Annotated in this window: 23 protein-coding genes; 12 read left to right on the top strand and 11 right to left on the bottom strand. The window is 44.9% G+C overall.

Features of this window, described 5'->3' with window-relative positions; translation table 11 throughout:
* Positions 1 to 18: 18 nt before the first annotated feature.
* The 4 genes from F551_RS0113875 to F551_RS0113855 form a co-directional block, all read right to left on the bottom strand.
* The gene (locus F551_RS0113875) at positions 19 to 882 is read right to left on the bottom strand and encodes a TIGR01459 family HAD-type hydrolase (protein ID WP_018998123.1); all 864 of its coding nucleotides are present in this window, start codon (positions 880 to 882) and stop codon (positions 19 to 21) included.
* Positions 883 to 1,009: 127 nt separating this feature from the next.
* Positions 1,010 to 2,263: an EAL domain-containing protein gene (locus tag F551_RS0113870; protein WP_018998122.1), complete on the bottom strand. Its 1,254-nt coding sequence runs from the start codon at positions 2,261 to 2,263 to the stop codon at positions 1,010 to 1,012.
* A gap of 487 nt (positions 2,264 to 2,750) precedes the next feature.
* Positions 2,751 to 3,791, bottom strand: coding sequence for an MBL fold metallo-hydrolase (locus tag F551_RS0113860; RefSeq protein WP_018998120.1), 1,041 nt, complete (start codon positions 3,789 to 3,791; stop codon positions 2,751 to 2,753).
* Between the two features lie 36 nt (positions 3,792 to 3,827).
* A complete protein-coding gene (locus tag F551_RS0113855) occupies positions 3,828 to 4,715 on the bottom strand; it encodes a fumarylacetoacetate hydrolase family protein (protein ID WP_018998119.1) in 888 nt (295 codons plus the stop codon).
* 95 nt (positions 4,716 to 4,810) lie between these two features.
* Here F551_RS0113855 and F551_RS0113850 point away from each other — a divergent pair, with 95 nt between their 5' ends.
* Positions 4,811 to 6,457: a DUF262 domain-containing protein gene (locus F551_RS0113850; RefSeq protein WP_018998118.1), complete on the top strand. Its 1,647-nt coding sequence runs from the start codon at positions 4,811 to 4,813 to the stop codon at positions 6,455 to 6,457.
* Between the two features lie 4 nt (positions 6,458 to 6,461).
* On the opposite strand, the gene F551_RS0113845 is transcribed toward F551_RS0113850, so the two are convergent.
* Positions 6,462 to 7,013, bottom strand: a complete 552-nt coding sequence (locus F551_RS0113845) for a TetR/AcrR family transcriptional regulator (RefSeq protein WP_018998117.1) — start codon at positions 7,011 to 7,013, stop codon at positions 6,462 to 6,464.
* Positions 7,014 to 7,129: 116 nt separating this feature from the next.
* Between F551_RS0113845 and F551_RS0113840 the strand changes: the two genes are divergently transcribed.
* From F551_RS0113840 to groL, 9 genes are all read left to right on the top strand, one after another.
* Positions 7,130 to 7,795 carry a cupin domain-containing protein gene (locus tag F551_RS0113840; RefSeq protein ID WP_018998116.1) on the top strand — a complete coding sequence of 222 codons (666 nt, stop codon included), beginning with the start codon at positions 7,130 to 7,132 and terminating at the stop codon, positions 7,793 to 7,795.
* A gap of 32 nt (positions 7,796 to 7,827) precedes the next feature.
* Positions 7,828 to 8,190 (top strand): VOC family protein, encoded by a 363-nt coding sequence (locus tag F551_RS0113835; RefSeq protein WP_018998115.1) that lies wholly within the window; start codon positions 7,828 to 7,830, stop codon positions 8,188 to 8,190.
* Between the two features lie 135 nt (positions 8,191 to 8,325).
* Positions 8,326 to 8,622, top strand: coding sequence for a DUF1244 domain-containing protein (locus F551_RS0113830; RefSeq protein WP_018998114.1), 297 nt, complete (start codon positions 8,326 to 8,328; stop codon positions 8,620 to 8,622).
* 60 nt (positions 8,623 to 8,682) lie between these two features.
* Positions 8,683 to 9,792 (top strand): S-(hydroxymethyl)glutathione dehydrogenase/class III alcohol dehydrogenase, encoded by a 1,110-nt coding sequence (locus F551_RS0113825; RefSeq protein WP_018998113.1) that lies wholly within the window; start codon positions 8,683 to 8,685, stop codon positions 9,790 to 9,792.
* Entirely contained in the window at positions 9,793 to 10,392 is a 600-nt protein-coding gene (locus F551_RS0113820) for a hypothetical protein (RefSeq protein WP_018998112.1), read from the top strand.
* Complete coding sequence (fghA, locus tag F551_RS0113815; RefSeq protein WP_018998111.1) at positions 10,393 to 11,232, top strand: S-formylglutathione hydrolase; 840 nt, start codon at positions 10,393 to 10,395, stop codon at positions 11,230 to 11,232.
* Positions 11,233 to 11,279: 47 nt separating this feature from the next.
* Complete coding sequence (locus F551_RS0113810; RefSeq protein WP_018998110.1) at positions 11,280 to 11,711, top strand: GNAT family N-acetyltransferase; 432 nt, start codon at positions 11,280 to 11,282, stop codon at positions 11,709 to 11,711.
* Between the two features lie 170 nt (positions 11,712 to 11,881).
* A complete protein-coding gene (gene groES, locus F551_RS0113805; protein ID WP_018998109.1) occupies positions 11,882 to 12,169 on the top strand; it encodes a co-chaperone GroES in 288 nt (95 codons plus the stop codon).
* Positions 12,170 to 12,247: 78 nt separating this feature from the next.
* Positions 12,248 to 13,906 (top strand): chaperonin GroEL, encoded by a 1,659-nt coding sequence (gene groL / locus F551_RS0113800; protein ID WP_018998108.1) that lies wholly within the window; start codon positions 12,248 to 12,250, stop codon positions 13,904 to 13,906.
* A 70-nt stretch (positions 13,907 to 13,976) separates the two neighbouring features.
* On the opposite strand, the gene F551_RS17210 is transcribed toward groL, so the two are convergent.
* Complete coding sequence (locus tag F551_RS17210; RefSeq protein WP_018998107.1) at positions 13,977 to 14,762, bottom strand: hypothetical protein; 786 nt, start codon at positions 14,760 to 14,762, stop codon at positions 13,977 to 13,979.
* 475 nt (positions 14,763 to 15,237) lie between these two features.
* Between F551_RS17210 and F551_RS0113790 the strand changes: the two genes are divergently transcribed.
* Complete coding sequence (locus tag F551_RS0113790) at positions 15,238 to 16,140, top strand: dienelactone hydrolase family protein (protein ID WP_018998106.1); 903 nt, start codon at positions 15,238 to 15,240, stop codon at positions 16,138 to 16,140.
* 74 nt (positions 16,141 to 16,214) lie between these two features.
* Here the strand turns inward: F551_RS0113790 and F551_RS0113785 are convergent, their stop codons facing one another.
* The 4 genes from F551_RS0113785 to hisS form a co-directional block, all read right to left on the bottom strand.
* Positions 16,215 to 18,365, bottom strand: coding sequence for a methyl-accepting chemotaxis protein (locus F551_RS0113785; protein ID WP_018998105.1), 2,151 nt, complete (start codon positions 18,363 to 18,365; stop codon positions 16,215 to 16,217).
* A gap of 332 nt (positions 18,366 to 18,697) precedes the next feature.
* Positions 18,698 to 19,648 carry an ATP phosphoribosyltransferase gene (hisG, locus tag F551_RS0113775; RefSeq protein WP_018998103.1) on the bottom strand — a complete coding sequence of 317 codons (951 nt, stop codon included), beginning with the start codon at positions 19,646 to 19,648 and terminating at the stop codon, positions 18,698 to 18,700.
* Entirely contained in the window at positions 19,648 to 20,790 is a 1,143-nt protein-coding gene (locus tag F551_RS0113770) for an ATP phosphoribosyltransferase regulatory subunit (RefSeq protein ID WP_018998102.1), read from the bottom strand. Before F551_RS0113770 ends, hisG begins: the two co-directional genes overlap by 1 nt.
* On the bottom strand, positions 20,787 to 22,298 hold the full coding sequence (gene hisS / locus F551_RS0113765; protein WP_018998101.1) for a histidine--tRNA ligase: 1,512 nt from the start codon (positions 22,296 to 22,298) through the stop codon (positions 20,787 to 20,789). Before hisS ends, F551_RS0113770 begins: the two co-directional genes overlap by 4 nt.
* Positions 22,299 to 22,480: 182 nt before the next feature.
* Here hisS and F551_RS0113760 point away from each other — a divergent pair, with 182 nt between their 5' ends.
* Positions 22,481 to 22,984 (top strand): hypothetical protein, encoded by a 504-nt coding sequence (locus tag F551_RS0113760; RefSeq protein WP_018998100.1) that lies wholly within the window; start codon positions 22,481 to 22,483, stop codon positions 22,982 to 22,984.
* Between the two features lie 232 nt (positions 22,985 to 23,216).
* On the opposite strand, the gene F551_RS0113755 is transcribed toward F551_RS0113760, so the two are convergent.
* Entirely contained in the window at positions 23,217 to 25,343 is a 2,127-nt protein-coding gene (locus F551_RS0113755) for a protein-disulfide reductase DsbD family protein (protein ID WP_018998099.1), read from the bottom strand.
* Between the last annotated feature and the right edge of the window lie 79 nt (positions 25,344 to 25,422).

Below are 25,422 nucleotides of genomic sequence, written 5' to 3'. Positions count from 1 at the left end.
CATTTTCATGACCAGACCTCACCAGATGAGTGCAGGCGCTGCATAAGCTGCGTCTGCATCGTCATTGGCAAGCAATTGCGCTGCATCTTCTAGAAAGCTCTCGCTTTCTTCTATTATTGCGCCGTGAATACCACCACCAATAAATAAACAGTCCAGTCCCTCTCGTACGGCTCCTCGAGCATCGGTGGCTGGTCCATCTCCAATTGCCAAAATAGCATCTGAAACCGGCTTATAGCCTAATATTTCAGTCAGTTTTTTGTATGCCAACTCATAAATTGGTGCACCGGGCTTTCCCGGACGAATAACGCGCCCACCTAGCTCTTCATAAATCTTGGCCAACGCCCCTGCTGATGGAATTAATTCGTCCCCATATTTAAAGACGAGATCAGGGTTTGCGCACAACATATCCAATTCACGTGCTGCAAGCTTGGATAATTCATCACGATAATTTTCAGGTTGGTCTTTTGGTATTTCTCTCAAACCTGTGCAGGAAATAAACGCTGCTTCTTCAATCTTGGTCGTGTATTCCATTGCAAGACCTTGATAGAGCGGATCATCATAATCTGGACCGATACAGTAAACGGGACCCGGCATTCGTTTTTCCAGCTCCGCACGTGTTGCATCACCTGAGGTCACGACTGCATCATAGCAATCATCCGGCACGCCTACCCGCTCTAAACTCATAAGAACACGCTCTTCAGGGACTGGTGCATTCGTTATCAGTACAACAGGACCATGGACTTCTCTGTATCGGCGCAACGCATCTACAGCTTCCCAAAAGACCTCTCGTCCATTGTGAATCACCCCCCACACATCACATAATATTGCCTCATACTCATCTGCGATTTGGTTCAAATGGACTAGGCTAGGAAGTGAGGTCATTTTCATACTCTTCAATTTTCAGAATCGTGCAGACGATAAGCACATCGATGAGACAAATCCATCAAAAAGAAAGGCTGGACAATTCTTCGCCCAGCCTGTTCCAATCAATTTTTTGCATATCTATTGGCTATGCACTCATATTTGAACCAACATTCACACGGCGTATAAATTCCGGTGGAGGAGCTGTTTCTTCAAGCAATGAACCTTTGATAGGACGCGGCGCACCAAACACATGCCCTTGTCCAAATGGAATCTCAAAGTCCAGCAATTCGATGACGGATTTTTCGTCCTCAACTTTTTCAACGATCAAATCTACACCATATCGCATAAAGACAGCGGAAACATCTTCAGGAGCAATCGAACGCACAATACCGGATACTGGTCTCTGACCGCCAGGAACTAACTCTGAAAGTAAACGGTCTCCGGATACTTTCACAAAGCGAACACCTGATGACTGTAATTCTGGAAGGTCGAAATCTAACCCTTCCCCTTTATCAAGGGAGAAACGGAAACCAAGTTCAGCAAGACGGCTCATATTCCGCGCTGCAATGTTCGAACGATTATTGAAGTTTCGAACACCGATTTCAAAAATCATGGCTCCGGCTAAGTCTTGGTTCTCTCGCATAAATTCTAAGAATTGCGGGAAATAGGTTTCATCTTCCAAAGAAGACATAGCCACGTTACAAAAAACACCTACTCGGCGATCACGCTCGGATAATCTGCGAACGATTTGTACACAGCGGAATAGAAGCATATTGTCCACAACACCGAGCAACCCTGCGCTTTCAGCCTCAGCCAAAAATTCACCCGGCATGATAACTTCACCGTCTGCACGTCTAAGCCTTGTGAAGCCTTCATAAAACCTTACACGGCGCTGTGGCAGCGTGACGATCGGTTGAAGGTGCAAATCAACACGGTTTTGACGAAGCGCATCTCTTACAGCTTCCAATGCGGAAGAACCAGTTGCATTCGCCATGTCACCACTTTGGCGTACATTACTTAATCGTGTCTCGAAACTATCTGACATTCGGGAAATCATGGACTCTAGGCCACGCATTTCAGTAACGAGTGTTTCTCTGCGATCAGCAATTTCGCGTTCGAATTCTTCGCGCAATTCATCCCCTCTGCGCTCAGTCTCTTCAACACGTTTAATCAGATTTTTGAGTTCATTTCTGAGGGTATCAAAGCGTTCTTCACGGTCTTTGACCGAGCTGCTACGCGTTAATACTGCGTGAAATTGCGTACAGGCTAAACCCGCTGCAGCAGCTATCAATCCAGCAATAGTCAGATCAATGCCTACATAACGATGCAGTGCAGCTCCCCCGACAATACATGCGGTGATATAAGTCAATGATAGCATGACATGCGCAAATATTGGCATGATCGCGTCCTAATTTCTTAACTGGCGGTGCATAACATCTGCTAGAATGAAGCCGACGCGTTTACAATCCGCTAACTTTACTACATTGAGGCTAAACTTATTAAAAAGAAAAGCTTTATCTACACTCAAGACCAAACTTTCCTCGTTTTAAAAGCCCCATATCTTCCCCAATTGCATTCGCTCACATGAATGTGCTTTGAACGCAACACTATTCCATCGAAATAGCACTGAAGCATTCCTAGGGCTAGACTCTCAATTGTAACCTAAGCTTAACTATCTCCAGCTGCTTGCAGGGGTGCATGCCAGCGATCCTTGTGGGCTTGATGAGAGAAGCGTCGCCTACAAGCTTTTGCGGGGGCAAAAGGGGAGCGCGGGGACTTGCTGGTGGGGATCAGCACGTCCCCGCAGCGCTTTCTATCAAAGTACTAGAAGGCCTTAATTGGCCAAGATTCGCTGTTTAAATTGCGAAAATCTTTCTTGTGAGTATTTATTGGGGATATGAATTAGACTGCCACATCTCACCAAACATCAAAGTCATCTGACTTTCTTCAGAATATTGTCTAGCTTCTGATTCCCATATTTTTTCTTCAGCGAGAGACAAAGGATATGGATAGAGTGGTGAAGCTATTACATTTTCAATACCCGTCGCGACAGCTAGATTTTGCAAGCCGCCTACCGTCAAGCATCGTTCAATCGGTGCAGTCGTAAATCTACTTTCCTTGTCAAACCCAGCATTTCTCGCTTGCTTGCGGATAATCTCTAACTGATTTTTTGAAGTAACTGGCAAAACCATAATTTTGTTGTTTGCAGCGCCCTCTTCTGCACTGACAATATCAGCTCTACGAACACCACAACCACCCACTATCAATGACTGGTCTTCATAATCAAAACGATAAAGAACCTCAGCCCCCATCAAAGTCGATTGAACCTGGAAAGCTGAAACTTGCAACACACCGGAATCAAATATTCCAACTTCATCTGGTTGCTCATCAACAATAAAAGCTTCTGCTTGAGCAATATCAAAGGGTAAAACGCCCTGCCCGTATCGAACAGAGCGATCTACATCTGACGTTTCCAACATCGCGTTTAGACCTTCAACAACCCGTTCAACACCAGAAGGTCCGTATATTTTCAACTTGGTACGACGACCAACTTCTAACGAGCGGTCTCTTAAACCTATCAAACCTTGAATTTGCGATGACCCCAAATCTGTCAGTAACACACCATCCAAATTCTCAGTAAGCAATCCACGTCTTAACAACCCCTCTGCAGAACTTGCGGACGCTCCAACCACGAATTCACGCCCCCCCGCTTGAATGAGCAAGCAAGTGTCGGGAGCACAAGGTGTAACCTGGATTTTGTTTAGTGGAGCCGCCTCGGGTTTTGTGCCTTGGAAATAACTAGCTTGAGCTTGTTCAAACTTTGACAATCTCACACCGGGTTGCCCTAGAATTAGCATTCCCAATCCCAGCAGGATTGCAGCCACAAATACGCTTATAATTACAAATCGACCCACAAATTGACTCACTGCTCAATCCTTCGCCAATGCCCGTTAAGCATGTTTTCAAGATGAAATAACACACTCTCCAGATTCGCGCATTATTTCTGCTGACATTGACCCAATTTTATCGATTTCCACCCGTACTCTGTCACCAACCTTCAAATATTTTGGAGGGCTGTACCCCTGCCCAACTCCTGCTGGTGTACCGGTGAAAACAATATCTCCCGGTTCAAGTGTCATTGCGGCTGTAAGATGCGCGATTTGTTTGTGGATAGAAAAAATCATATCGCCAACAACGCCGTCTTGTCGCTTTTCATCATTTACGAAACAACGAATACCCAATTGTGATACATCTTCAATCTCATCAGGAGTTACGACATAAGGCCCGATTGGCGCGTGGGTATCAAACCCTTTTCCCATAGTGAAATTGGAAACCGCCTTTTGCCAATCTCGAATAGTATAGTCGCATCCGCACATATACCCACCAATGATTTCATGAGCTCTTTCTTCGGGTACATGTCGACCATATTTTCCAATGACAACGACTAATTCAGCTTCATAATCCAATTGTTCAGACACGGTCGGCATCATAACTGGAGAGTTCGGAGAATTTATGGATGTAGGCTGTTTGCAAAACCAATTTTGCACCTCGCTCACTTCTCCTTTCATCTCAGCAGCATGAGCTGCATAATTTTTTGCAATTGCTAGAACTTTTGACGGTTTAGGTATTGGCGCATGCAACTCTACCGTGTTTACATCATAAGTCGGTGCCTCTTTTATAGCACGCAATAAAATTGTCCGTGTCTCATCCCAATTTCTTATGAGATCAATGATTGACGTAGACAAAAAAGGAGCGTTTTGTCTCACGTCTATAATCGTGTCGTTAACCACAACGCCAAGACGAATAGAACGGTCAGTTAAAGATGGGATTGAAAATAGAGCTAGCTTCATTGGGGGCCCTCTAAAGAAGTTCCTAGAATATTTGATACTTCTCTGCTTTGAGATTGTATCGATTGAGTTTGAGTCGCGTACGAGTGAGGTGAATAATGTCTCTTGGATTTAAAGCACAGGATATTACTGTGCGGGAATTATTTTCCGATTCCGATAGTCTTTTAATGCCTCCTTATCAACGAGGATACTCATGGACTGAAAAAGAAGCGCTTGAACTCATAGGCGACCTCCAAGATGCAATGGAACGCAATCGCCCCTATTTTCTAGGTGCTATTGTCGTCGTGCAAAACTCTGCAAAAGATCCTGTCGAAGTTGTCGACGGTCAGCAACGTTTGGCAACTCTTTCTATCTTATTCGCGATTTTACGTGATCTATCTCCTGCCAGAGACGAAGCAAACAAGCTCCATGAAATGTTGGAAACGAAAAGGACACTGACGCGTCCCTCACAATGGCGACTGACATTGAACAATGTTGATTCCCCTATATTTCGACAGGTCATCCAAAAACGCGGTGCAACCGAAGAAGCAGAACAATACGTCACCTCCAGTGGCACGCCTCAACACATTCTCAGCAACACCCAAGCGATGCGTGAAATGCTGAATGAAATGTCGACCAAAGAACGCTCTGCCCTTTCTCAATACATACTCAAAAGATGCGGGCTAGTCAGAGTAAAGGTTGAAGATCGCGATATGGGATATACTGTTTTCCGTGTTCTCAACACGCGCGGAAAGCAGATCAGCGCAAACGATATTCTGAAATCAGAGCTATTTGAGTTGGCAGGTTTCTCTGTCGATGAAGCCGCCACGCACTCGATCGCTTGGAACCAATTTGGTCGCCGCTTAAATGCAACTGGATTTGACGAACTTCTAAAATACATTTGGACCATTCACGGCAAACCCGGAGAAGATATTCTTTCTGGGTATCGAGACCATATTGTCCCTATCATGACCGCACGTGTCTTTTTGGAAGAATTACTTCCACGATATGTGGATGCTTATGAACTTATTTTAGGGCTGCGTGCACCAAGCCAAGGATTCCCGAAATTAGCATGGCATCACCTAATACACTTAAGAAGTCTGGAGCACTCTAGCTGGAGGATTCCAGTTCTTAAATACATGATTTCTGGTGATCTTGCTGAGGCACCGCTTACTCTATTCTTTAAGAGAATAGAGCGCTTGGCGTTTGCAATGCAATTTACGAAACCCGACAATAATTTCCGACTACGGCGCTATAATCGTATTTCAAAATCAATCGAAAATGGCGACGATTTATATACACCTGATGGTGATCTAGAACTAAACGCTGATGAAAGAGAAACATTGAGCGAAAGACTTGAGGGCCGTTTCGCAACCTATCGCCAAAGACGGGCTTTAAGCTTGCGGATTAACTCAATTCTCAATGAGGGAATTGCAACACCAGCTGAATTTGATGTTACTCTAGAGCATATTTTACCGAGAAATATGCCCGCAAAATCAGATTGGGCAAAACAATGGCCTTCAACCAATCAACACAGAGAACTTGTTGATAGTGTTGGAAATTTCACGTTATTGAACAACAAAGAAAACCAAGAAGCAGATCGCAAAGACTTTCATTCCAAAAAGGAACTAATCTTTCGCGAAGGTGAACCGAGCTTTGCAATGAGTTACGACATTAAAGAAATCGATCAATGGACACCAGAAACGGTAAAACAACGAGGAAAAAAACTCGCTGATTTACTCCGTATGGAATGGGAATTGAGCTAATCGTCTAAGATCTATTGATTTCAATCTGATTGCGAATGTTGTCGATGACAGCGTCAAAAATTCCAATATCTTCACATACCAGACTTGTAATCATTGAACCTTCGAGCATTGAGAAACTGGCTTTCGCCATACCAATAGAGTTTGAAAAGTTAAGCGCAGCGTATCGTTTCTCCAACCATATTATGCTCTGATCAAAAAAGATCCTCACTTCATCCACAACACTTGATGGTAATCCAGGTGCTTCCGCCCCCAACATTGCACATAGGCACACTAGCTTTTCGTCCACTAATTCTTCACGCAGCACATTAGTTAGCGCCAATATCTCCTCTGCCGGTGAAGCCCCCTGATCTAATTTGACCTCAAGCTTTTCAGAAAATTTTTCAGAATATCGTTTAACCAGAGCTGTTCCCAAGTCTTCTTTTTTAGGGAAATGATAATGTAGGCTCGCGCTCTTAATTCCCATTTCGCCTGCAATATCCCGAAAACTAACTGAGTTGTATCCAGCTATGCGCATGCGGCGCTCTGCTATATCGAGAATTTGGGAAACACTATCCATACTGCCGCTTATCAACTTTCTTTTATCTGATCAATCCTGAGTATTTTCATATTGCAATTATCATTCGATATGATATCTACCTATCAGTAGATAGATTATCATTAGGGTTTCTTTCAATGCGGATCAATGCAGATTTTTCAAAGAAAATTGCGATAGATACAAATAGGCTCCCTTGGGAGCCATCACCCATGCAAGGCGTTTACAGACGCAAACTCGACCGGATAGGTGACGAAGTTGCGCGCGCAACCACTCTCGTAAAATATGATCCTGACTCTTATTTTTCTTCGCATACTCACAATGGTGGAGAAGAGTTTCTTGTCCTTGAAGGCACATTTTCCGACGAGCATGGAGACTATCCAGCAGGAACATATGTTCGCAACCCTATCGGCACTTCACATAAGCCATTCACAAAAGATGGGTGTACGATTTTCGTTAAACTTCAGCAATTTGATGGATCTGACACGAATCAATTTTCTGTTGATACAAAGAAAGAAATCTTCCAACCGGGTTTAGTTGACGGATTAGCTGTCCTTCCCCTTCACACTTTTGGAACTGAAAATGTGGCGCTGGTTAGATGGGCACCTGACACATATTTCAATCCACACACTCATTTTGGTGGCGAAGAGATATTGGTTTTAGAAGGCGTATTTTCTGATGAATATGGCGACTACCCCGCTGGTAGTTGGATACGCAGCCCTCACATGTCACAGCACAAACCCTTCTCCAAAGAAGGCTGCTTGATTTACGTCAAAACAGGCCACCTTCCCATTGCAAACAACTAACCTTTAATTGCTCAACCTAAAAGGAAACTCCCATGATCGGATACTCAACAATCGGCGTGAAGGACATGAATGCCGCTAAGGATTTTTACTGCAAGCTTTTTGATGCCCAAGTGCAGATTGATGCCGGTCGCATAGCTTTTCTCGGCAAAGACAAAGAGCAACCAATGATTGCCATTTGTGAGCCATACAACAAAGAAGCTCCCCACCCAGGCAATGGAACAATGCTCGCTTTTCCAGGTGGCTCCAGAGATGGTGCTGCAGCGTTGTATGATAAAGCAATTAAATTAGGCGCAACATGCGATGGAGCACCAGGACAGCGCATAGAAGACATGTTTTATGGCGCATATGTTCGTGATGCAGACGGAAACAAACTTTGCTTCTACGACTTCAGCTAAGATAGTTTTTTTTCTAATTGGAAACCCACAATCATTAGCTGATTGTGGGTTTTTCATTCAGCAAAGCTATTTCAATAAGTATCTTGATGGACTTCGCTATGGAAGCGACATAAAAAGCACACCAAGGAGAACATCATGGACGCACAAACCAAACTTGAAATCGAAGCCGCTGCATTCCGCCGCCTTCAGCAACACCTGATGGAAGACCGCAAAGATGTTCAGAATATCGACATGATGAACCTTGCTGGTTTTTGTCGCAATTGCCTCAGCCGTTGGTATCAAGAGGCAGCGAATGAACGCGGAATTGATATGGATAAAGCCCAAGGTCGTGAAGCTTTCTATGGAATGCCGTTTGATGAATGGAAATCCAAGCACCAAACCGAAGCCACACCAGAACAAAAAGCCGCTTTTGAAAAGTCTCACAAAAACTGATTGAGCCATTCGAAAATATAGTTAAAAATCGCCACAACTTATCTGCGAATTGGAGCCTTCATGAAAACGCGCGCGGCAGTTGCTTTTGAAGCAAAGAAACCTCTTGAAATTGTTGAGCTTGATCTTGAAGGCCCAAAGGCTGGCGAAGTTCTCATCGAGGTTATGGCGACAGGCATCTGCCACACAGATGCTTACACCTTAGATGGGTTGGATTCGGAAGGAATCTTCCCTTCTATCCTTGGGCATGAAGGCGCAGGAATTGTCCGCGAAGTTGGCGCTGGCGTAACCACCGTTCAACCTGGCGATCATGTTATTCCGCTTTACACACCAGAATGTCGCCAGTGTAAGTCATGCCTTTCTGGGAAAACCAATTTATGTACGGCCATCCGCAATACTCAAGGCCAAGGCCTCATGCCTGATGGAACGTCGCGTTTCTCTTATAAAGGCCAAACAGTCTACCACTATATGGGCTGCTCCACTTTCTCAAACTACACAGTATTGCCAGAGATCGCTGTCGCTAAAATCCGCGATGACGCGCCATTTGATAAGGCCTGCTATATCGGATGTGGCGTGACGACCGGTGTGGGAGCAGTCACTAACACAGCCAAAGTTCAAGTTGGCGATAATGTTGTTGTCTTCGGCCTTGGTGGTATCGGCCTCAACGTGATCCAAGGCGCGCGTATGGTAGGGGCTGATAAAATCATTGGGGTCGACATAAATAACGACAAAGAGGAATGGGGCCGAAAATTCGGCATGACCCATTTTGTAAACCCCAAAGAAATTGAAGGCGACATTGTTCCTCATCTCGTAGACCTGACAGATGGCGGTGCAGATTACACATTCGACTGTACAGGTAATACTGAAGTGATGCGCCAAGCGCTGGAAGCCTGTCATCGTGGCTGGGGTGAAAGCATCATCATCGGTGTTGCAGAAGCTGGAAAAGAGATATCCACCCGCCCTTTCCAACTCGTCACAGGCCGTGTCTGGAAAGGTACCGCCTTTGGTGGTGCCAAAGGCCGTACGGATGTGCCAAAAATCGTTGATTGGTATATGGACGGCAAGATCGAGATCGACCCAATGATCACCCACACTTTTGGCCTCGAAGACATCAATAAAGCCTTTGACCTAATGCATGAAGGCAAGTCTATCCGGTCTGTAGTGGTGTTTTAGGTGACATCAGATAGCTATGCTTGGTTTCGTACTGATAGTTACATAGAATTACATGATGCCATTGAATTCACTCACGAGCATATAAGCCGCTTCCCAAATGATAGTGCATCTGTTCGATGGGCGATCATCGGGTCAGTTCTGGCCTTGCAATCAGCATGCATTTATCAACTAGACGGTCACGATTCGACAGGAACCAGTGTTCTAGACAATAAATCACAAATGAAAGTCTGTGATTGGCATAACTCAGATTGGTCCGAAAATTACCCTAAAAAGCGACTAGCTAGCTCGAAAGACCTGTTGGAACGCGTCCAAAAAACGAAAGAAACCACAACTGACTTTAGCCAATCTTGGACTAATGAAGATCATAAAAATTGCTTTTACTTAATCGATTTGAGGAATGAATTCATACACTTCATACCTCAAGGCTGGAGTCATGCCCTCAACGGTTTACCTGCCCAACTGTTATCTTGTTGGTCTATAATTGATCTACTAATCTCATCTCCAATTCTATATCAACATAGGATCTCTGCAGCTGTGTTATCTAAATCAAAAATGCGTGCAATCGCTACAGTAAACATACTACGGGACATGGATTTATAAATGTCACTTCAAACAATCTCCACAAACCGTGCACATAGTGGCACGCAACATGTTGTCTCCCATGCATCATCCAGCACGGGCACGGAGATGACATTCTCTGTGTTTGTGCCCGATCATGAAGACGGTACAAAACTGCCTGTCATCTGGTATCTATCTGGGCTCACATGCACACATGCCAACGTCACTGAGAAAGGCGAGTTTCGTAAAGCTTGCGCCAAACTGGGCGTCATCTTTGTAGCACCAGATACCTCTCCGCGTGGTGAAGGTGTGTCTGATGATACAGATGCCGCATATGATTTTGGTCTGGGTGCTGGTTTTTACGTCAACGCGACGCAAACCCCTTTTGATCAGCATTATAAAATGCGGGATTATATTGAAAAAGAATTGCCTGAGCTCGTCGCTACCAATTTCCCGGTCGACCTAAATCGTCAAGGCATAATGGGTCATTCAATGGGTGGTCATGGCGCGCTGACAATCGGCTTACGCAATCCAAGCATATATAAAGCTGTGTCGGCATTCTCGCCTATCGTTTCGCCGCTAAATTGCCCTTGGGGTGAGAAAGCCCTGACAGGTTATATTGGACCAAACCGCGATGCGTGGCGCGAATATGATGCTTGTGCATTGATAGAAGATGGTGCCCGATTGCCCGATATGCTGATTGATCAGGGTATTGCAGATAACTTCCTACAAGACCAACTCAAGCCGGAACTATTGCAGACAGCCTGTGAAAAAGTTGGCCAGAAACTCACGCTGCGGATGCATGCTGGATATGATCATTCCTATTATTTCATTTCCAGTTTCATGGAAGACCATCTGCGCTGGCATGCTGAGCGATTATAGTCGCTCGCTCCGCTTTTAAATTCTCCTTTCCGAAATGGAATTTTCAATTGCACATTCAGTTTTTAAATCCAGACGACCGCAATCAATGGCAAATTTTGTGGAACGGATATCTTGAGTTTTACAAATCAGAATTACCTGATGATATCACCAACCTCACGTGGAACAGACTACATGATCCGCTAGAGCCGATGTATGCTTTCGGCGCTTATGAAAACGGGAAGCTGATCGGATTTGCGCATGTCCTTCTCCAAAGATCTACATGGGCAAAAAATGGATATGCATATCTGGAAGACCTGTTTGTTGATCCAAATATTCGCGGCAAAGGCACAGGCTCAGAGTTGATAAAAGCCGTCTATGATTTTGCTGATGAAAAACAATTGGATCGCGTTTATTGGGCCACCCAAGCAGACAATCCAGCACGCAGACTGTATGATAAATACGCCAATGAAAGCGGATTTGTTCAATACCGCCGAAAATAAGATTTCAGTATCTTCACATTTTTTTTTGAAGTGTCCTTCTTGACGTTAGCACTCATAGCTCTTAACTGCCAAACATCGTTAGCAGCCACTCGTGCTGAGTGCTAAAATCAGCACAAGTGGTCAGCCTGACGAATTTAGAATTTGCAACCTTAATTGAAAGAGGTCTCATTATGGCATTTCGTCCACTTCACGACCGCGTTCTTGTACGTCGCGTAGAAGAAGAAGCTAAGACTAAAGGCGGGATCATCATCCCAGACACAGCAAAAGAAAAGCCTCAAGAAGGTGAAATCGTTGCTGTTGGTAACGGTGCTATCGGTGACGACAACGAGCGTGTAGCTCTTGAAGTTAAGCCTGGTGACCGCGTTCTTTTCGCTAAATGGGGCGGTACAGAAGTTACTGTTGATGGCGAAGAGCTAATCATCATGAAAGAATCTGACATCATGGGAATCGTTGAGTAAGACGCGCAGCCATTTGGCTCCCTACTCTCTTTTTCTACTTTCAGATTTTCCAATTTTTCAAATTAAAGGAATACGAACATGGCTGCTAAGCTAGTACACTTCGGTTCAGAAGCTCGCAACGAAATGCTCGAAGGTGTCGACATTCTTGCTAACGCTGTAAAAGTAACACTTGGTCCTAAAGGCCGTAACGTTGTTATCGATAAGTCTTTCGGCGCACCTCGCACAACAAAAGATGGTGTGACTGTTGCTAAAGAAATCGAACTAGAAAACAAGTTCCAGAACATGGGTGCTCAAATGGTGCGCGAAGTTGCATCTAAAGCAAACGATGTAGCTGGTGACGGTACAACAACAGCAACAGTTCTTGCTCAAGCAATCGTTCGCGAAGGCATGAAGCGCGTTGCTGCTGGCATGAACCCAATGGATCTTAAGCGCGGTATCGACAAAGCAGTTGCTGAAGTTGTTGCTACACTTGAGAAGAACTCTAAGAAAGTGAAAACTAACCAAGAGATCGCTCAAGTTGGTTCTATCTCAGCAAACGGTGAGAACGAAATTGGTGACATGATCGCTCAAGCGATGGAAAAAGTTGGCAATGAAGGTGTTATCACTGTTGAAGAAGCTAAAGCTTTGGACACAGAGCTAGACGTTGTTGAAGGTATGCAGTTTGACCGTGGTTACCTATCACCATACTTCATCACTGACGCTGAAAAAATGACAACTCAACTAGAAGACCCATTCATTCTTCTTCACGAGTCAAAACTTACTTCACTACAGCCAATGCTTCCAATTCTTGAAGCTGTTGTTCAATCTGGTAAGCCTCTTCTTATCATCGCTGAAGACATCGAAGGTGAAGCTCTTGCAACACTTGTTGTAAACAAACTTCGCGGTGGCTTGAAAATCGCTGCTGTTAAAGCTCCTGGTTTCGGTGACCGTCGTAAAGCAATGCTTGAAGACATCTCTGTTCTAACTGGTGGTACAGTGATTTCTGAAGACCTAGGCATCAAGCTGGAGAACGTTTCTCTTGAAATGCTTGGTACAGCTAAGCGCGTTTCTATCACTAAAGACGACACAGTGATCGTTGATGGTGCTGGCGCTAAAACAGACATCGAAGGCCGCGTAGCTCAAATCCGCGCGCAAATCGAAAACACATCTTCTGAGTACGACAAAGAGAAACTACAAGAGCGCCTAGCTAAGCTAGCTGGTGGTGTTGCAGTGATCAAAGTTGGTGGTGCAACTGAAGTTGAAGTTAAAGAACGTAAAGACCGTGTTGATGATGCACTAAACGCGACACGTGCTGCTGTTGAAGAAGGTATCGTCCCAGGTGGTGGTACAGCTCTTCTTCGTGCTTCTTCTTCATTGAAAGTAAAAGGCGCGAACGATGACGAACAAGCTGGTATCGACATCGTAACAAAAGCTCTTCAAGCTCCTCTACGTCAGATCGTTGAAAACGCTGGTGTTGAAGGTTCTGTTGTTGTGAACTCAATTCTTTCTGAAAAAGCAATCTCTTACGGATTTGACGCTCAGAAAGAAGAGTACACAGACCTAGTTGAGTCAGGTATCATCGACCCTGCGAAAGTTGTTCGTTCTTCACTACAGAACGCTGCTTCTATCGCTTCTTTGATCATCACAACTGAAGCGGCTATCACAGATGCACCAACTGAAGCATCTGCTGCTCCTGCAATGCCTGACATGGGCGGCATGGGTGGAATGGGCGGCATGGGCGGCGGAATGGGCTTCTAAGCTCAACGCTAACCAACGTCTAACCAGACAAAAAGAAACCGGTCTCCTTAATTGGAGGCCGGTTTTTTGATTATTTGCATTCGAAAGCTTCAACTGAGAAATGTTTTCTAACATACTTAATGTAATTGTCCCCTGTTTCTGGAAGCCTCTTTAGAAAATGTGTTTTTTCTATAATTTCAATCAAATGCTCATTTTTATCCCATAATGCGTATAGCCCAAACAACACCAATTTGTTTTGACTTGCAGTTGCACTGCATAAATCAACAAACTTGGTATTTCCTTTGAAATTTTCATCCGCATATAATACCGAACTCGCCAAAATCTGCATTAATGGCAAGATATCAATTTCTCCGCTAATCTTCCAATCAAACGTATTCAAATTTATCGAGTGACAACTCGAACGATCATAGACATTGTCTAATGCATTAGCACCTTCAACTTGTGTTAAATCACCACCAAACCTCGTATGAAATTTTAATCCCGCCTCTATTGTATCAATAGTGGACAACATTTGAAAAAATGTACTTTCGGCATCTCTCTTCAACGCTAATTCATTCTGTTTCCGAATATGATCAGATTGCTCTTGTGAAAGACTTTTAGTGCGCTCTAAATCTTCTCTAGCAATGCTCAATTGCTCTTGCTGTTGAATGATCGCGTAAATCAAACCAGCAAGCGCTAGCCCGGAGAAAATAGCATTGGACACACCAAACATATCTCCAAATGTTCCACGGTTCTCGTCGCCATTTTGTAGAAAATACCAATTCAATCCACAGACCAGCAAAACAATAAACACAGCACAAATCGCCCATATAATTGGCCAATTCTTGCTCTCTGATTTGGAATTTTCTTCAGTCATAATCCCCCCCCTTCGCCTAGATTAGGCTAAACCACAACATACTCCGTTGTCATCCCGAGCTCGACTCGGGATCCACTCATCAATTGAGACTAGCTTGTAGGATATTGCAAAATCGATGGAAACGGCACCCATTTCTTTTCTATCTAAAAGCCAGCCCTAAATGCAAAGTAGATCCCAAATCAAGTTTGGGATGACTCAGTCTCTGATTTGAAACGCAGCTAACCAATCTCCTACCTGTCATCCCCGATGAGCTTGCTCATCAGGGGATCCAACTCCCAAAATTGCAACACGGCATCGCTTTGAAACAATTGGAGATGGATCCCCTGACGCCCTTTGGTCGTCGGGTATGACCAACAGGACTGAACTAAGCCCCCTTCACATTCGCGTTAGCAGTCTTGTTTCATCTTGCCTTCCCTGAAAGCAATTGCTTTGCTGTTTGTATCAGCTGTTGAATGCGCAAAACGGGAGCACCACCATGTGCGATGAACACACGAGTAAAGAGTTTACCGAACATCAAAAACGAAATGGCATAAGCCGCCGAATATTTACAACAAGTAGCGCTGCCGCTTTTGTTGCTCTTGCAGCTTGTTCATCTGTCGCTGATGATGCCACAAATAGCACAGCAACAAGCCTGGATGTGACAGAGCGAGACATCACCATTAAAACTACCGACGGTGAAGCAGATTGTTATTGGGTCCACCCTACACAAGGCTCTCACGCTGCTGTTATCATGTGGCCAGACATTGTCGGGCTTCGTCCTGCATTTCGTGCAATGGGAAAACGCTTGGCTAAATCGGGTTATTCCGTGCTCGTGGTCAACCCATATTACCGCAACCTCAAAGGCCAACCTCTTCCCGAAGGCATGACGCTACAAAGCGATGGTGTTTGGGATATTTTACGTCCGCTCGCGCGCTCATTGAGCCCTGATACGGTGAGAACAGACAGCAAAGCTTTTGTCTCGTGGTTGGATGAACAAAGCGCTGTGGATACCAGCAAAGGTATCGGCACGGTTGGCTATTGTATGAGTGGTCCATTCACGCTGTTTACTGCTGCAACTGCACCAGAGCGTATCCGCGCTGTAGGAACATTCCACAGCGGTGCACTCATTACTGAGAAAGAAACGAGTGCACACTTGGTTATCCCTAAAATCAAAGCTGATGTATTGATAGCAACTGCGGCGGATGATCATGAAAAACGCCCTGAAGAGCAAGGCAAACTGATCGAGCTATTTTCCGCGAATAAACTAGATGCTGAAGTCAAAGTTTATGAAGGCGCAATGCATGGGTGGGTTCCGCCTGACATGCCGAGCTATGACAAAGAAAAGTCTGAAGCCGCATGGGCGCAGATGCTCTCCTTGTTTGAAAAGAGTCTCGTATAGAAAGCGTACTCCTAAATACAAAAAAGACGTGCAATCTCTTGCACGTCTTTTTTCATTCTAAATTTCATAAAAACCTAAGCTGAACGAACTTTTTTCAAGAAGTTCTCTACCTCGGCATTCAATACCGTTGTTTGGGATGCCATCTCATCAGTTGCATCTCGCACTCGATCTGCAGCCTGTCCAGTTTCAGTAGCTGCAACACTCACTTCACCAATATTTCCAGACACCATTTGCGTACCGCTTGAGGCTTCCTGAATGCTCTTGGCAATTTCTAATGTTGCACTGGATTGTTCTTCAATAGCTGCGGAAATGCTATTTGAAATATCAAACATTTTTTGGATTGTTTTCCCAATGCCATCAATCCTCGCAACAGATTGATCAGTTGCAGTTTGAATTGTGTTAATTTGGTTTGAAATGTCTTCAGTTGCTTTTGCTGTCTGGTCGGCGAGAATTTTTACTTCTGATGCCACAACTGCGAAGCCTTTTCCTGCTTCACCCGCACGCGCGGCCTCAATAGTAGCGTTCAGCGCCAATAGATTTGTTTGGTTGGCAATGTCTTGAATAATGAGAACAACATTCCCAATAGCAGTAGCAGCCTCAGCCAAACCTTTAACATCATTGTTCGTCGCCTGAGCTTCATGAACTGAATGCTGTGCAATTTCACTCGATTCATCTACCTGACGACGAATTTCACTCACAGAAGCATTCAACTCTTCAGCAGCAGCGGCAACAGTCTGCACATTAGAAGCAGCCTGTTCAGAAGCGGAAGACACTGAAATTGCTTTCTGTTTGGTTCTCTCTGTATTTTGAGACATCAACAATGAAGCTTCACTCAAACCATTACTGGCGGACGCAACCACACGCACAACATCCCCAACAGCACTTTCAAATTGATCTGCTAAATCACGCATTGTTGCAGCCTTTTCAGCAGCTGCTCTTTTTTCTGCTTGTCTTTGCCTTTTGCGGAGTTTATCGGACTCAATCATGTTTTCTTTAAACACCTGAAGACTACGCGCTATAGCCCCCACTTCTTCTTTGCGTTCTGTGCCCGGGATTTTTGTATCCATCTCATTGTCAGCAAGTTTTGTCATCGCAGACGTAATTGCTGATAATGGCACGGAAACACTACGTGCCGCTAGGAAGCCAATTGCACATACAACACCCAGCACAACAAGGCCAAACAACAGCACTTGATTTCTCAATGCGATGACGGGTCTGTTGATTTCAGCGATGTCTTTTTCACCCAAAATTGCCCAAGTTGTGTTTTCAAATACAAATGGACGATATGAAGATAACACTGGAACACCGCGGTAATCTTTGATTGTTTCAACACCTGATCTTCCAGCCAACGCTGCTTTTGCTGTTGCAGATTCAATCTTAACTTCAAGAATCGAAGATTCTTCCGTAAAACGAGAATCACTTCTCATCAGGTGATCCATACCTACAAGGTAAGTTTCTCCGGACTCTCCCATTCCTGCTGTTGATTGCATAATACCATTCAAGCGTGCGATAGGCATTTGGAATACTAACACACCGCGAACAGCACCATTCTCGATTATCGGAGTTGAAATGAAGCTAGCGGGAACATTATTACTAGGTGCATAAGGCGCAAAGTCTTTAAATGCTATACTTCCATTGCTAGGTTCGCGAACAGCGCTTGTGAACACGGCAGCTAAATCAGTGTTTTTCCACTCACCTGTATACATATTGGTTGCGAAGTCATTTTCCTTAAATACAGAATAAACTAGGTCACCTTTGGGAGAGAATAAAAAGACATCATAATAATCACGTGCTTCAAGAAATTGTTTAAACCAAGGGTGAAAACGAGCGTGCAACTCATTATATGAAGTTTGCGAAGATCCGCGCATCAGTTCTAATTTCTCACCTAATGGGTAAGGATTTGAATCGATGTATTCGTCTTTCAATCTGGCTTCGGCACCAGCACCTAATTCATCGAATGCAACAGTAAATTCTTTTACAGCACTGACAGCTTGTTCTGAAGCGGCCACAGTTACAAGGTCTTCCTTGATACCATTCAAATACCCCTCAAGCTGAGATTGGCGCGCTTCGGTCAGAGCACTCAATGAGTCTCCATTAGCTGCCCTCAATTCCTCTGCAATTTTTAAATAACTCATCATCCCTACAGAAATGATAGACACTGCAGCAGTAAAAGCGACGAGTATTGGGATTTTCTTTGAAATCGACCAGTTCGCAAAAATTTTCACAATATTTCCTCAAAAACACACCAAATATCGTAAGGAATAGATCAAATTGGTTAATCAATGCTATCGGCTTACCAAAAAACACATGGTCGACTAGTCAAGAATTAACACCTCCAACAAGCCTGTTAACCTTGCATAAGTTTTAATCATTGAATTTTGCACAAAAAAAGGGCGGTGAGTACTATGCTCACCGCCTTTGTCAGGGTCTTCTAAGAACGTTTCCTCCCCGAAACGCAACCGCATTGCGGTTATGCATACTTTATTGTTCAAAATTGCATGGGCGTCAACATAATTTGACCTTTTTTATTAAAAAAACTTTGGAATTCAGTCTTCCCCTACGTGATACCCTTAAAAAAACTATCAAAAACAACGTTTTCAGGTTCAAATATATAATCTAATTTTTGAACACTAACAGGCGCTGCTCCCGCCTGGGCAAGCCTTCGCGACACATTCTGAACATCTTGTTGAGGGCAATACGCCTCCCCATTCGGAAAAACTCGAGCTCCTCTCATACTGAAAATGTCTTGCAATGCAGATTCGCCGATACTGCCGTGAAATTTTACAGAGCATAGCTCCTTTGCACGCTGCCTTGCTTCGATATTGTCTAACAGTGCTCTTAAAGTACCCAATGTCTCTTCATTCCAGTCAGCGTTTTTGCTCGCTGCCAATTGAGCTTCCGATGCCAAGATCTGACCGTCTGCAATGATTTTCAATCCATTGGCCACCAAGGTCGATCCAGTGGAAGTAATATCAACAATAAGTTCGGCACTTCCAGCGGCAGGAGCTCCTTCAGTTGCCCCCGCACTTTCAACAATGCGATAGTGACCAACCCCTTTTTGCGTAAAAAACTCTCGAGCGAGCCTTAAATACTTTGTTGCCACTCGCATCCTGCGGCCATTTTTTTCCTGATACTGAGCACCGACCTCATCAAGATCAGCCATAGTCTCAACATCAATCCAGCTTTGGGGAGCAGCAACAATCAAATTGGCGTGCCCAAAACCTAGTGCTTTTAGAAGATGCACATCATCTTCCATTTTGCGGGGAGCTTTCTCCCGCAGCAAATCTTCCCCTGTTACACCAAGGTGGATTTCGCCATTCAAAACTCCGCGGGCAATTTCACTTGCCGACATGAGGCGCATTTCCACACCTTCCACGCCTTTTAGCTCTGCTTTGTAGGCGCGATCACCACCGATTTGCTTTAATTTGAAACCAGCTTCCGCAAAGTATTTATCAGTTTGCTCCTTCAAGCGGCCTTTAGAAGGAATTGCGAGGACTAATTTACTCATTAATTCCCCTCCCCATCTAATACGTTGCAAACACGATCGGCACGAAGTGCAACACCAAATGCTTTGGTTGAAACCTTCCCACCGGATAAACTCGCCACCAATCCGTCATAACGACCACCAGTCGCCAATGGGAGTGATTTACCTAACTTTTCATGGGTAACTTTGAACACCAGCCCATCGTAATAATCAAATCGACGACCAAACTCTGCATCAAATACTGCGCTGCTCGCCATTGGCGCACCAAGCCCCTCAAGCATATCCAAACGTTCTGCATAAGCGCTCAAAGCATCATCCAATTTTATACCCGCCAATTTTGCAATATTCGCGATTTCATCAATAGCTTTTCGTGCAGGCATTTTGATATCTAAAAATGCATTGATCGCAGTTTTTGCTTTATCATTTATCTCTTCACCATCAAATTTAGATAGTGAACGTAAACGGCGCGCAACATCATCAGCGGTTCGTCCACCAACTGCAGAAATTCCAGAAACGGCGAACACTTCCTCAACAGCTTCACACGCTTCCTTTTCGCTTAAGCCGCTCAACGCAGATGCAAGGGGTGAACGTTGCGCAGCTCCTTCAGCAGATTGCATGAGTTCCCGAGGCCCTCGTTTACGATTAAATGCCTTACGCAATCGATCGGGCCACGGAGCCTTCAATTTTAGAGCATCGATGAGTGCGAAAAACAAAGCACTATCACCAAAACGCAGCTCAGCATCTGACACGCCAGTTGATGCTAAAGTATCGAGCGTTAATGCAACTCCCTCAGCCTCTTCTTTCGAACCACCCTTTTTAGCAAACCACTCAAAGCCGATTTGATCAAATTCAATCTCGTCGCCCGATCCAGCTTGAGGAAATCGATACACAGCGCCGGAATACAAATACCGCTTTGCATCTAAATTACCCCGCGCAACCTCCAAAGCGATTGGCGCAGTCATGTCTGGGCGCATACAATATTCTTCTCCGTCTGGAGCTGTGAAGCTGCACAAGCGTCCCCTTACGCTTTCCCCTGTCAGTTCCAGCAATATTGATGCTGGCAAAATATTTGCCGGCTGAATTAACTGCGCCCCTTTATTGGACGCAGCTTTTGATAAGCTAGCTTCAATCGCACTAGCCATTTCTATGACTCGTCTCGTCTTCATGCGTTGTTAGCCTCCACTACGGCCTTAATTTTGGCAGCGAAATCATCGCGAGTTGCTTCAAACTGACCCGGACGTGTTTCACGCCATTCCGCATTATCTGAAATGTTTTCTGCAGCTTTTGCGCCCGCCACTAGGTCTTTTACAGTGACCTTGCCGCTTTCGCGTTCTTGATTGCCTACGATGACAACTGCAGGCGCTTTACGACGATTTGCATATTTCATCTGAGCTTTCATGCCTGAAGTACCAAGATAAACTTCCGCTTTCACACCGATTGCGCGCAATTGTGCCGCAAGCGAGCAATAGTCTGCCATGTGTTCACGTTGCAAAGCTAACACGACAACGGGACCGTCTGCTTTGTTTTCACTCTCGTTTTCGGCGGCCAAAACTGCAGCAAGACGTGAAATCCCAACTGAAAAACCAGTTGCTGGTACTAAATCACCGGTAAAACGTGCGATAAGATCGTCATAACGACCACCGCCGCCTACAGATCCAAAGCGCATCAAACGCCCTTTTTCATCTTTAAACTCTTTAAGCAGCTCAGCTTCAAAAACAGGGCCGGTATAGTACTCCAATCCACGAACAATTGCAGGATCAAAAGTTGCCATTTGATCTGTCACACCCAGCCCGTTTAGTATGCTGTGAATGGCAGCAAGATCTTCTAAACCTTGAGTTCCAACTTCATTTTTGTTGGCAATTGCGGCAAGAGCTTCGAGTGTTTCAGAACGCGTATCGCGGCCTGCCTGCGCGAATTGAAGTAATGTATCAATGGATGCAGAACTTAGCCCTGCGCCTTCAGTGAAATCTCCGCTTTCATCTTTGCGGCCACCGCCCAATAACTCACTCACCCCCTCAACGCCGAGACGATCCATCTTATCAAGCGCACGTAAAACTATCAGACGTTTATTTGGGTCTGTCACATCTGCGGCTTGCATAACACCATCAAGCAATTGGCGGGTATTCACACGAATGGCATAATCCCCTACAGCCGCACCACATGCTTGCATCGCCTCAGAAGCAATCGCAATCATTTCGGCATCCGCTGCTGGACCAGATGCACCAACGGCATCAGCGTCACATTGAATAAACTCACGGAACCGGAACGGCCCCGGCTTTTCATTGCGGTATACTGGACCTGCTGAATAACGACGAAATGGTTTTGGAATATTGTTCCAATTCTCAGCTACAAAGCGCGCCAATGGCGCAGTGTGATCATAGCGAAGCGCCATCCACTGATCGTCGTCATCTTCTAGTGCAAACACACCTTCATTCGGACGATCTGTATCAGGCAAAAACTTTCCGAGCGCATCCACATACTCAAATGGACCAGTATCAAGGGCTTCAAAGCCCCATTTTGAATAGACTTCAGATACCTTGTCGACCAAATGGCGCTCAGTTGCAATCAAATGTGCGCGCTTGTCTTGAAAGCCGCGTGGTTTGCGAGCTTCTGGACGAACGGTTTCAGTTGATGCAATTGCAGCGTTTTCTGGTGTGTTTTCTTTTGTCGACATAGGTTTTAAGTAGCCATTTCTATTAAACGTGATTTCTTCATGAAAATCATGTAGAGGTGGCCTAACCTAATGATTGCTGCAGGGCAACTCAATGGGCAAGAATCCTGCGTATTTGCGTAATATTCATATTCATTGTGGCAAGAAGATTTCGTTACTGTAAATCAAACCACAACATTAAGCTCATGAAACTATATTCACCGCTAAAAGCCTTTAAACCAATGCTAGCCGCAATTGCCATGGCGATGACTTCTGTTCCAGCATTTGCAGATGCACATGAAGCTCGTGTTTTTGGAGTGTCTGCCGCTGAACTTCTGCAGTCAGCAAAAGATGAACAAGCTAAAGCTCTACACTACCCCAATTTAAATGCGCCTGAGATATCTGACCAATTTGTGAATGAACTACAGCGTTTCGGTATTAGTGCAGCAAGACTTTCTCGCGAAATAAAAGAGATCAATGGCCCGGAAGATTTTCAGTGTATTTTCAGAGGAATGGCAAAAGAGACCGGCGATCAACTTTCCGCAATCTCAATAGCTGAAACAGGCGCAGATCAGGCAAATGCTCTGAAACGATTAATCACAATGTTAGATGATGCCATCATGGTTTCTGAAGCGACCGCACGTACATTTGAAGGGCACGCACCAGCTGTCACGCATAATTCTACAATTGGATCCTGTTCGATCGAATAACGAACAAGTACAAAATTAGGCTACACCTAATCCCGCGAATATAGCTCCCAACGTCAACGACGAGGCTGCAAATAAGCCTACCCAGCGGCTTAGACCGACAGTTAGTAAGTCCATTTTTAAAATACCCATTGATCGTACTCTACGGTGCCATTCCAAAATTCGAACGACGCTCATACACTAGTTCAAAAAAATGAAAATAGGCTGAGCATCGTCTCGCTAATTTGTCGCATTCTTATCTTGAGACAGTTTTTGCGACCAATCCCGCAGAGAGAATTTGAGGTAGAATCTCTACATCCCCTACTGGCGGATAATAAAGATACAATGGAACTCCGGCACGTTTATGGCGAGCTAACTCATCGGCGATAAGTTTATTCCGATTTGTCCAATCTGCGGTCAGAAAAACAACACCATGCTCAGCAAATGCGCTTCGTACTTTATCAGTATTGAGTGCAGTTCGTTTGTTCACCTGACAAGTCACACACCATCGCGCAGTGAAATCAACAAATATTGGCGTGCCTGCTGCGCGGAGTTCTTCAACATAATCTGGTGACCAATCACCTGTTTTGACTTCAATACCAGACTTAGTCGTCACAGTGCTTGTCGCGCTTTCATACGCCGCTGCTGATCCGCTCGTCATGAAAAATGGAGCAACAAAAGATACCAACAATAATGCCCCAGCAATTCCTTTCACCGTTCCATTTGCATTGGGACGCGCAAACATCCAAAGAGCAAACCCAATAACAACGGCTGCTGTCAGAACAAGAATAGCTGCGTCAACACCTTTTTGTCCGGCAAATACCCATAGCAACCAAATAGCTGTCAGGAACATTGGGAAAGCTAGCACCTGCTTCACTAAATCCATCCAGCCACCTGGCTTAGGCATGGATTTCGCCAACCCTGGAATGAAAGAAAGCAGTACAAAGGGCGCTGCAAGACCCGCGCCCATTACAAGCAAGAACAACATTACAATCCATGCTGGTTGGCTCACCACAGCACCTAATGATGCTGCCAACAAAGGCCCCACACACGGTGCACCAACCACTGCGGCGAGTAATCCAGTGAAAAATGCCCCCGCCATGCCCGTTTTATTTGCTAGTCCTGACCCAACACCCATCACAGATGATCCGATCTCGAACACGCCAAGAAGGTTCAATCCAACGATATACATAAGCAGTGACAAACCAAGAACCATTGGGGGGTATTGCAGTTGAAAGCCCAACCCAGCCTGTTCACCAGCTGCACGCAATATTAGAAGTGCGATACCAATTCCGATGAAACACACCAACACACCGGCAAGATAAGCAAGCCCGTGAGACTTTAGATGCCCTTCTCCCTGTTGAGCCGCATGAGCCAGTCCATTGGCTTTAATAGTCAACACAGGCAGCACGCATGGCATCAAATTCAGAATCAATCCGCCTAAAAAAGCCAATGCTAACCACGTTAGAATTTGTCCAAACCCAGCTTGAACAACCACTTCTTCTGCTTTTTGCATGAGCGCAGGCGCGCTATCAGTTCCCGCAAGAACATCACCGGCTACCGCTTCAATTTTAAAAGCTTTAGTTGGCGCATTCTTGTATTCAACTGCGATTATTCCCGCGATTGGCATGGGCTTTTTCTCGGTCAGAGATGACAGTGTCAAATCAAATACAGCCCCATTTTCACCAACTCGAATTGGTTGCTCTGGGAAATGTTCAATCTCATGTTCGTATGGATAAAAGCGCGCTTTTTTTGCATCTTCCAATGCAGAACGCAGTGCATCATCAGCAACAGACAAACGAAGTACATCACCGTCTACAACAGTTGATGCAGAACCTGAAATTTCAACAGCGCTTGTTTCAATTGCGCCTGCGATAAGAGAACCATTATCGACATTTGGCTCGGGCATTTCAGTTACTGGAATAGTCAATTCGATATCTGCGTTTTCCCAAATACAAACATCTAAACAGATTTGATACTCAGTCTTCCCAGCCATGATTAAGCTATCACCAACTTCCAGATTATCTGGCGCAATAACCTCAAACGGCAATATGAGTTGATCCTCATACCCATAATTCATCAATGTTTCTAAAGGGATTGTATGCGGCGCAGGCCAAATAAATTCGCCAGTCGTCGCCCCACTCGTAAATTCCCAATTTATACTTGGAGCAATACCCGCGTCTCCGGCATTTCGCCAATAGACATGCCAACCTTCATCGATATCTAGCTTCAATGCAGCGAGAAACCTGTCTCCGGGGGCGATGCTTTCTCTTTCCGAAATAACATCCACTACAGCATTTCCTGCATCCACCGGTGCAGCTTTCGCCATTTGAGCAAGACCCAAGCTTGTAAACAAAGCTAAGATTATCAGAAATACGCGCATTAATGACTTCCATCTGTTTTTATTCAGGAATGAATATCCCGAATTTGATATACTTTAGGCTTCAATATGCCAAAGAAGT

The sequence above is a fragment of the Hirschia maritima DSM 19733 genome (assembly GCF_000378345.1).
GTDB lineage: Bacteria > Pseudomonadota > Alphaproteobacteria > Caulobacterales > Hyphomonadaceae > Hirschia > Hirschia maritima.
Note: the sequence above shows the minus strand (reverse complement) of the source record. Positions and strands in the feature narration are given on the sequence as shown.

Bases quoted from the DNA above. Each gene is read 5' to 3' on its own strand.
- F551_RS0113875 (WP_018998123.1), bottom strand. From the start codon at position 882: ATGACCTCACTTCCTAGCCTAGTCCATTTGAACCAAATCGCAGATGAG.
- F551_RS0113870 (WP_018998122.1), bottom strand. From the start codon at position 2,263: ATGCCAATATTTGCGCATGTCATGCTATCATTGACTTATATCACCGCA.
- F551_RS0113855 (WP_018998119.1), bottom strand. From the start codon at position 4,715: ATGAAGCTAGCTCTATTTTCAATCCCATCTTTAACTGACCGTTCTATT.
- F551_RS0113850 (WP_018998118.1), top strand. From the start codon at position 4,811: ATGTCTCTTGGATTTAAAGCACAGGATATTACTGTGCGGGAATTATTT.
- F551_RS0113845 (WP_018998117.1), bottom strand. From the start codon at position 7,013: ATGGATAGTGTTTCCCAAATTCTCGATATAGCAGAGCGCCGCATGCGC.
- F551_RS0113840 (WP_018998116.1), top strand. From the start codon at position 7,130: ATGCGGATCAATGCAGATTTTTCAAAGAAAATTGCGATAGATACAAAT.
- F551_RS0113835 (WP_018998115.1), top strand. From the start codon at position 7,828: ATGATCGGATACTCAACAATCGGCGTGAAGGACATGAATGCCGCTAAG.
- F551_RS0113830 (WP_018998114.1), top strand. From the start codon at position 8,326: ATGGACGCACAAACCAAACTTGAAATCGAAGCCGCTGCATTCCGCCGC.
- F551_RS0113825 (WP_018998113.1), top strand. From the start codon at position 8,683: ATGAAAACGCGCGCGGCAGTTGCTTTTGAAGCAAAGAAACCTCTTGAA.
- fghA (WP_018998111.1), top strand. From the start codon at position 10,393: ATGTCACTTCAAACAATCTCCACAAACCGTGCACATAGTGGCACGCAA.
- groES (WP_018998109.1), top strand. From the start codon at position 11,882: ATGGCATTTCGTCCACTTCACGACCGCGTTCTTGTACGTCGCGTAGAA.
- groL (WP_018998108.1), top strand. From the start codon at position 12,248: ATGGCTGCTAAGCTAGTACACTTCGGTTCAGAAGCTCGCAACGAAATG.
- F551_RS17210 (WP_018998107.1), bottom strand. From the start codon at position 14,762: ATGACTGAAGAAAATTCCAAATCAGAGAGCAAGAATTGGCCAATTATA.
- F551_RS0113790 (WP_018998106.1), top strand. From the start codon at position 15,238: ATGTGCGATGAACACACGAGTAAAGAGTTTACCGAACATCAAAAACGA.
- hisG (WP_018998103.1), bottom strand. From the start codon at position 19,648: ATGAGTAAATTAGTCCTCGCAATTCCTTCTAAAGGCCGCTTGAAGGAG.
- F551_RS0113770 (WP_018998102.1), bottom strand. From the start codon at position 20,790: ATGAAGACGAGACGAGTCATAGAAATGGCTAGTGCGATTGAAGCTAGC.
- hisS (WP_018998101.1), bottom strand. From the start codon at position 22,298: ATGTCGACAAAAGAAAACACACCAGAAAACGCTGCAATTGCATCAACT.
- F551_RS0113760 (WP_018998100.1), top strand. From the start codon at position 22,481: ATGAAACTATATTCACCGCTAAAAGCCTTTAAACCAATGCTAGCCGCA.
- F551_RS0113755 (WP_018998099.1), bottom strand. From the start codon at position 25,343: ATGCGCGTATTTCTGATAATCTTAGCTTTGTTTACAAGCTTGGGTCTT.